The organism is Moorena sp. (assembly GCF_982860115.1).
Genome location: NZ_CEYLVT010000286.1, coordinates 1 through 8,460 on the forward strand (window position 1 = coordinate 1; position 8,460 = coordinate 8,460).

4 protein-coding genes are annotated in these 8,460 nt (G+C 46.1%); all 4 read right to left on the bottom strand.

Features of this window, described 5'->3' with window-relative positions:
• Positions 1–98: 98 nt before the first annotated feature.
• The gene (hpsC, locus tag AC4II3_RS29220) at positions 99–1,061 is read right to left on the bottom strand and encodes a hormogonium polysaccharide secretion pseudopilin HpsC (protein ID WP_488012196.1); all 963 of its coding nucleotides are present in this window, start codon (positions 1,059–1,061) and stop codon (positions 99–101) included.
• A gap of 54 nt (positions 1,062–1,115) precedes the next feature.
• Positions 1,116–1,799 (bottom strand): hormogonium polysaccharide secretion pseudopilin HpsB, encoded by a 684-nt coding sequence (gene hpsB, locus AC4II3_RS29225; RefSeq protein ID WP_488012194.1) that lies wholly within the window; start codon positions 1,797–1,799, stop codon positions 1,116–1,118.
• A 572-nt stretch (positions 1,800–2,371) separates the two neighbouring features.
• A complete protein-coding gene (gene hpsA / locus AC4II3_RS29230) occupies positions 2,372–7,456 on the bottom strand; it encodes a hormogonium polysaccharide biosynthesis protein HpsA (RefSeq protein ID WP_488015883.1) in 5,085 nt (1,694 codons plus the stop codon).
• 595 nt (positions 7,457–8,051) lie between these two features.
• Positions 8,052–8,288 carry a 50S ribosomal protein L28 gene (gene rpmB / locus AC4II3_RS29235; protein WP_008183615.1) on the bottom strand — a complete coding sequence of 79 codons (237 nt, stop codon included), beginning with the start codon at positions 8,286–8,288 and terminating at the stop codon, positions 8,052–8,054.
• Positions 8,289–8,460: the final 172 nt, after the last annotated feature.

Below are 8,460 nucleotides of genomic sequence, written 5' to 3' on the forward strand. Positions count from 1 at the left end.
ATTTCTACTCCCTACTCCCTACTCCCTACTCCCTACTCCCTACTCCCTACTCCCTACTCCCTAAAAAAACGTACCTCACCCAATTAAAAACTGCTAAATTATTTAGTATTCAAGAAACCGCGTCCTTCAATTTGCATGGTTACGGTCGGGAAATAGCTAGACTGCTTCTTGAGGAAGTTATATTGGTTTTCATTAGTTGTTATCCGAGCTAAAGCATTACCTCTCAAAACTAATTGGGCGATTTTGTTAGCTGAATCGACACAGACATAGAACCCATCGTCGCTTCCCTCTGGAACCTGCAAATAGTCTCCATTTGGACAAATATCTTGGGGGTTATTGTTATTTTCTTCAGGACTTATATCAATGTAATTTACCAAGGTTTGAACTGGAGTATTGTAATCACCATTTGCTTTTTCCCACTGATTCAACTTGTCCTTGAGGGTGTTTCCTGGCTCGTCGAGCTTAAAGGGTTTAAAGCCTTCGCTAGCGGGTATATCAGCCGCTTCCTTTGGAGCTAGACTGATGACTTTATCATGAATTTCAAACCGACCAATTTTACCAATATCTAACCAATCAGTCTTTTCCTCAATTAAGTAATAGGCAACCAGAGCATAGACAAAGGTATCATTTCCCTCGGTTAACTCCCCAATCTTTCTATTTTTGCCGTTGACATCTAGTTTCTCATCATCTCTATCAAAATACTTCCGCTTCCAGAATACCAACACAGGTTTACAGTTGTTATTTGGGTTACAACCAGTTGTTCCAGCGAGTGGTGGGATTTCGTTATGGATTCCAGAGTCATCGTAGATATAGACCGCTTGCTCCAAGTCTCTGGCTATATAGTCGATAGCAGCTTGGATTTCTTGTTCTGAAGTAGTTTTGGCTTGCTCTTTACGGTCAGTATCTAGGACAGTAATCATAAATCTCAATAGTGGTGCGATGATTAGCACCGCAACGATCATGGCCACCAGGAGTTCAATTAAGGTAAAGCCGCCATGGTTGATCTTAGACTTGTTGCTTTTAACTTTATGGGCGAGTAAGGTTCTGAGTGAGTTAATCATGATTGGGGTTTCTGTCAGTAGTATTTGATAGTAGTTACCTTATTAGTGACAAGATTATTTACAACCTAGGCGATCGCAAAAACGGCTATAACTTGGTGTGCCTGTGGTAATTTCTGTAGTCATTTCCACTAGGGGTGCTTTGCGATCGCTTAATCCAGACCCCACTGCTTTCGCAGCCTTAGCCCCCTTCTGACCAATGGTCAAGTCACCTTTATCTTTAAAGGCATCAGCTCGGTAAACCCGCACCCCCAGAAAATAGGTTTTATCATTATTATCAGTTGGGTCTCCTGATGCAGTGATACTCCGAAATGCCTGGATGATTAAGTCTCTTGAACTGTCACTACTACAGCCGCCGTCATCAAGATCTACGCAGTAAATACTTTTTTTATTCTCATTATTACAATAGTTATTGTTGTTGTCACAATTCAATTTTGCTCGTTTAGGAGCCTCAGTCTTAGCAAATTCACTTCTGTTTTTTCCATCCTTAAGTTCCATTTCTATTGTGTGTTTGGGATGAGCGATCGCTCCACTGCGCACACCATCGATGTAGGCCCTAGCTGCTTGCACTGCTAGTTCTACTCGTCGCGACTGGACTCGATTGGCCACTCCTAAGACAATCATGGGTGAGATGCCAAGCATCAGAATAGTAATAATCATCATTGCCATCAAGGATTCCATGATTGTGAAACCGGCATCTGATGATTGGGAAAGGGGTTGTTGCTTCTGGGGATTGATCATGGTTTAAGTATTAATTATTAAGTTGCGTAGTGGCGTGGCACACCTAAAAATGTAGGTTGGGTTGAGCGGTAGGGAAACCCAACAAAGGGTTACTGGTGTTGGGTTTCATTCTTCAACCCAACCTACGCTTATTGCACCATTTTAGATGTGTCGGTCCAGTAGGGTGTGTTAGGGGCGGACTTGCCGTTATGTTTTGCTCCCTAGCCAGTCTTGGGATAGTCCGCCCCGTAACGCACCACTTGGTCAAACCGGTTTTAGGAGATGCACCCTGTGAGATCCCCCCTAACCCCCCTTAACAAGGGGGGAACCGGAGAAATATGTAGGGTGGGCAGTGCTGGAGTTAGATTGATTTGCTTGCCGTAGGCTGGGGTTGGCACTGCCCACCAACCAGGGAGTGTCAGATCCCCCCTAACCCCCCTTAATAAGGGGGGAACTGGAGTAGGGAGTAGATGTAGGAGTAGAGACCAATTCATTTCCTGGCAAATCAGGGTGGTAGGCACAGCCCACCACCCTCTGATTAATCACAATGGTGCTTGATTATCCATAGGTCAACCTTCAACCAAACAACCTTATTATTGCGAGCAATAGCGCTCGTTAACCGCTTCAGGTCCCGGGTTGTCTGGATCTCCGGTGTACTCTGTAGCACACAGTAAAGTTTCCACCCATGGGTCATCTCGGGAGACTTCCCGGAAAAACTCATCGGGGTCTCCCGCTGAAGGGGTGGTAAACCTGGAGGAGAACAGGTCTGGTAACTGGGTCAGCAGAGCCACATCGAAACCATATCGACGTGTGGGTGCCATGTAATAGGGCAGTTCACCACTAGCAGTGGCATAGGGCATGGAAGCTGAACTGCCTCGGTTTCTGTCCCTAGCTTCTATGTCATATCCAAATCGAGTGGGGACTGATTCTGCACCAGCGTTCTCATTTGCATGGACGAATGGAGCTGTATCATAGGCCGCACGCTTGAACTGGATTAGGGAGCCACTGATCCGCACCGGGATACCGTCATTGTCTTTGCAGGTTCCACCATCTTTCCGCCAGTTTTCTAGGAAGCGTACGAAGTTCTCTAAACTACCGTTATATTCCTCTGGCCTTGGGGGACTATCACCCGAAGCAATCACTACATTGAAGGTTGCTCCGTCTTCATTGGCTCGCTGTGTCCAGCCATCTTCGATTTCCACACATTCCCCTTTTTCGATCGGGAATCTGTTCTCTGTCCCTCGGGGTTGAGCAGTCAGGGAGTGAACTTGTAGGACTGGTACCAACATCGGTTGGGCTGTTGTTGCGTTTAATGGTCTTTGGTAAAACAGTGGTTGGTTCTGACCGAAGCTTAGAGTGGTATCGGTAGGGTTATTTCGATTTATAGCTGTTCTGTACCACAGAGCATTTGGTTGTAATCGAGGTCTGTTGGTATTGAAGCGATTGTATGGGTAAGGTTGGACAGTCTCTGTATTCTCAGCTATTCCCAGAGGAATTGGAAAACCGCCATCTAGCACCAAGTTGTTGTTGTCGTTGTTGTTATTAGGATCAGGATCCCGTTGGAAAGCAATGCGACGGGGATAGCGTCGATCGGCGGGATCTATGGCAGGTGTTGCAGTTGTGCCGGACAAAAGTTGATTAACAGGAGTTCCCTCAAGGTCAATAGTAGCCCTTGCCTCTCGATCGCCACCTTGTATGCCAATGACCCAGTCCTCAGGTCTACAAGCTGAAACCGGCACTCTCCGACAGATTTCCATCACATACTCTGGAAATTGCACCCGTCGCTGAATCGGAGTGACAAAATTGCTTAGATAGGAAGTGTTTACAGTTCTACCGTTCGGATTTAATTCAAGACTAGGTTGAGGGTTACCCCTCAAATCATCTGGATTATCAATATTACCGTTCTCGTTCACATCCCACCAGTTGGCACTAGTGACAAAATTATTGTCAAATATGCCATTTAGTTTAAGTCCTACAGCAACAGGGATATCAAACTCCGGAACCTTAGGGTCAATTACACTACCATTACCATTTAGGTCAAAGCCCTGATCATCATCGTCAAACTTAATGTCTGTCTCATTGAAAGTATCTTGGAAGTCACGATTCCCGTTCAAGTCATAACCATAGACAATTTGAGACTCTAGAACCTGATCGCTACCTCGGGCACCATTGCCATTAAGGTCAGCACCAGCTGGCTCATTTACACGGTCTATTAAGTCACCATCCCTGTTCAAGTCATAACCCATTGGTATCCCCCTCAGGTCATAGTCCCCATCGGAGCGGAAACCAAAGTTAAAATCCTTAGACAGTAGGGTAACGCTATCAGCAATCACTACTGCTGGTCGCCACAAATCCCCATCGTTACAATCCGGCAATCGACTATCATTTTGGCGACAAGCAAAGTTTTCGTTCAGTTTCTTACGACCATAGAAATTGCCATCTGCATTATCCTTCCAAGGATCATTTTGCAGTAGTTGATCCTTGAACTCTTCCACCAACTTTCCGTCAGGGGTTTGGTGCAAATTAAAGCCGGATGGTCCATTATCGGGATCGATAACGTTGGGATCGGCTTTGATATACACTGGCAAATTGGTGGCTAAAATTAACCCTTTCTCTGCTCCTTCCGGAGTGGTCAATTTAAATGAGTTACTTTCGTCTTGACGGGCTAGCACTGTCCCATTACGTAAAATAATTCCATTGGGACGGCGGGTGGGGTCAAGCTCAAAGTCTACCGAACTTAAGCGCCTCCTTTCTTCAGGGTTAGCGCCAGTTTTATTACTGAGGTCTAGTAATGCATCATCACGGGTGGCGTAGATAATCCCGCTATCCGGTAGCAAGAATTCTGGGCTGGGACCGTTGGGTGATGTATCACTTGTTTTTTTTGTTCTGAGCAGATTCAGATCCAACACTGTCGCCCGGATTTCCAGAGGCTGACGGTCTTCTATGGCTAGGTCATAGAGCTGGGGAGTGTTAGGATCTTCAATTTCCTGGACTTGCCTGGCATTCAAAAAGGACTGTTCGTAGATTGCCCCATTAGGGATCGGTGCACTACTACCGATAGGAGTAACAGTGCCATCTAAAATTGCTAGGGCGCAACTTGCGGTATCAATGGCTGAATTATCAGCTAGGGTGCGATCACCTGCTACTTTGTTTAAAGCTGTTCTCAAGGGTTCATTGACAAGACGCCCATTGGGAAAGACTAATCGGGATTGTCGTTGCAGTTTTTGGTCGCCAGCATCTCTACCAGGAAAGGGGTAAACGATGCCATTGTTAGACCTGCCGTTGTTAAGATCAAATCGGTCTGGTGTGTCCCAAGCCGGATCCCCAGATGCCACATCATTTTTCGCCGAGTTTTCATCTGTGGGGTCATAGTAGCTACTGACACAGGCAATCGGTTCTTGGTCAAAATTTTTGGTTTCTGGGTCAGTGCCTGGTGGCTTTTTGGTGTAGTGATAAACCGCGCTTGCCCTCATCAATAGGTCACTTTTCTGGTCAAAATCAGTAATGTCATTACCAGGAGGAGGAGGAAAATCATTATTATCAGTTAAATCACCACCTACCCCACCATGCATGGGCATGGTATCTGGCCAGACCAGTATGGGGATTCCTGTCAATTGGGTTGTTATGTCATTTACCTGTATTCTTTTATCTCCAGAATTTGATGGATCCACAAACCTAATATCCCAAGCTGGAGGGGGCAAATAAGACTCCCTGTCAGGGTGTTGATCATTCTTGCGAGGGAATTCCGGCGTATCACCAAACACACCATTATCATCCACATAAATCCCAGCACCGGTAACTACCCGCAATCCCCCATACCCTTCCAGGGGTTGAACCGGTTGCCTGGCTGCTGCTGCTTCCCAGAAACCATTGCGGTCAGTATCCCCTAAGTCAGACAAGGGAGTGATTTGGGTAGTGCGGAAGCGATTATCCTTGCTCTCATCCCACGTAACGCCACCCCCAATGTCTTGTGGAGCTCTGGCACCCTGGAAGTCCCCTGCTGTGTTATCCCACCATCGAGCGGGTAAGCCATGACCGATCAAAACGCGATCGCCAATTTGTAGTTCCTGACCTGCTTTCTGTTGTTCACTTGGTTCCGTTGCTGCAGGACTTAGCTTTTTTCCCTTGATCTTGAGAGTCAGGCCATTGTTACTGGTGGTAGTACCTGGGTCATAGGGAAATATCCAGTCATCCTGGGGTCGGAGGTCGTCACCGTTGCCTTGTGGAGTTGCGTTTGGAGGATTTTCAGCCAGGTCAACTTCAGGGCCAACTTCTGCATAGGGAACACGACGGGTGCGGTCTTTGAAGTATGTCTCTAGAGCTTTGTTCCGTTGTTTATCACGCTCATTTTCATCTTCAACTTCTTCGTACTTTTTAAATACTTCCTCTGGGTCAGTACCCTCACCCTTCTTTAACTGATCGCTTACCAGAGCATTAATTCGTGCGGTGAAGGCTTGGCTGTTATTGCCAATCTCATTGGGTGGTTGATTAACCGATCTATCATTTTTGTTTAACTTGACTACTGCCGGTGCTGCTTTGTTACCATTGACTTCATTGCTATTGAACAGATGTATGATTCCTCCTCCGTCTCTATCTTGCTCATCATCTACACGACCAAAGGCCATATTGCCCCCGACAACGATCTTGCTGTTTTCTTCGGTGTAGTAGCAAGATTCCGGGCTACTGACTTGAAAATACTCATTCTTAGCATTACCGGTGAGAAAATTCCCGTTAGTAAAAACCCGGCCATTAATCTGGATGCCACTTCCAGGAGTGATTTGTAAATCATCATCGTAGACAATGGCATTGTTGGCCAGGGGAATTCTGGCTCGGTCTTGCTGATACTCTAGAGCTGAGAATCCCGCCTCACCCTTGTAAATCTCGGCTGAATCACCTAGATCTCCTTTATCTTTTTCAGCCACAATCGGAACAGTTGCGGTGTAAACGAATATACTTTTCTTTAATTTCGACTCAGACTTAAACCACCCGGAATTATCCACTAGGCTAGCGCTAGTGGTAGCAGCTGCTTTACATTTATCGCTGTTGCCTGAGTTAACCATCGGCGGGGTTCTGGCTTGTAGAGGGGTTCTGATTTTTTCGTTTAATAATGGATTTGGACTTTTGAAGTAAATTCCGTAGAGGGTGTAGCTATCGAATAGGCCATTGTTATCCGTATCAACCGGAAACCTCCAGGCAGTATTTATGGTGCTTTCGTTGCCGTTACTGTCTTCGTGTTCGAGCCTCAAACGCTTTTCATCACCAAAGTCGTATTTGTCACTATCGAAGGCATTTTCCAACGCTTCCTCTGATGGGGTGGAGCGGGGCAGAGTGGGGTCAGCAAACAAGGCTTCCAATTTGGCTTGAGCCCGCTCAATGGCTGGAGCGGCGGCATTAAACACCGCTTGATTGACCCGATAATTACTGGCATTTTTGACCCGGTCAAAGGAGCGCAACACAATGGCAGTTACCAGCAAGGTTACCACCAAGGTCACCATAATCGCGGTAGGCAACACAAACCCTGCTGTTGCCACGCGGGACCGACGGTGTAAAATAAATAAGCTGCGCAAAAGCCAACGCATCAAGGGTTTGGTGATGGCTTGAGAGAGTTTGACTACCTGTTTCAGTAGTTTTGCGATCGCATTCGCTAACTTCTTCCTGGTTGACTTCCTGGTTGACATAGGGATTTTCCTGTCACATTTCCTGAGTAGATTCCTGAAGACGAACTAGTTCACGCACCCTAGATGATATAGCTCAAGGCAATAGGCAATAGGCATGCTAGCAATAGGCAAAGTCAAACACCTTAATGCTTAGTCCTATCAAATGGTTTAACGAAGCAAAGGGGTAACAATCAATGGTTAACCCCATAGCGTTAGATCTACCTACGAAGAGAGAATAATAAATATTTAATTATACTATCGAGATTTCCCAAAAACACAACCGAGATTTTTAACCAGTTTACCCAAGCTAGGAATTTCCTACCTCCTCTAAAGGAAGACTATTCCCGCTTACCAAAAACTCATAGATTTAAACTACCCAAATTAAGCCAAAAACCCATCACCCCCAGAGAAAAAACAAGGGGAGATGGGGAGATGGGGAGATGGGGAGGTGGGGAGATGGGGAGGTGTGGGAAGTGTGGGGAGATGGGGAAATTGTTATCAAGGGTAACTATTGAGGAATTATTATAATGTCTCTTTTATAATCTTCCCTACTCCCTACTCCCTACTCCCGATTCCCTACTCCCTACTCCCGATTCCCGATTCCCGATTCCCTCATTTAATAATGATTCAGATTAATTCCAGCTTCCTTAGCCATGGCTTGCAGACCCTTCTTCTGCAAGGTCTTAATGGCCTTAGTGGAAATCCGCAGCTTCACCCAGCGTTTCCCTTCTTCCCACCAAACTCTTTTAACCTGTAAGTTAACGTTTTGTAAGCGCTTAGTCCGACGGTGGGAGTGAGAAACAGCATAGCCATTATTGGCCTTTTTACCAGTCAACTGACATCTACGGGACATGGGGTACCTCTTGATTTACGTCTGTTCTTGATCATATCTCGCAGATGGTGCAGGGAGTGGGGAGTAGCTCACAGAGGTAGGTTTTTAACAAAGACGTCAGGTGTGGGGTGTGGGTTTTGGGGTGTGGGGTGTGGGGTGTGGCTCACAGGGGTAGGTTTTTTACATTTGGGTA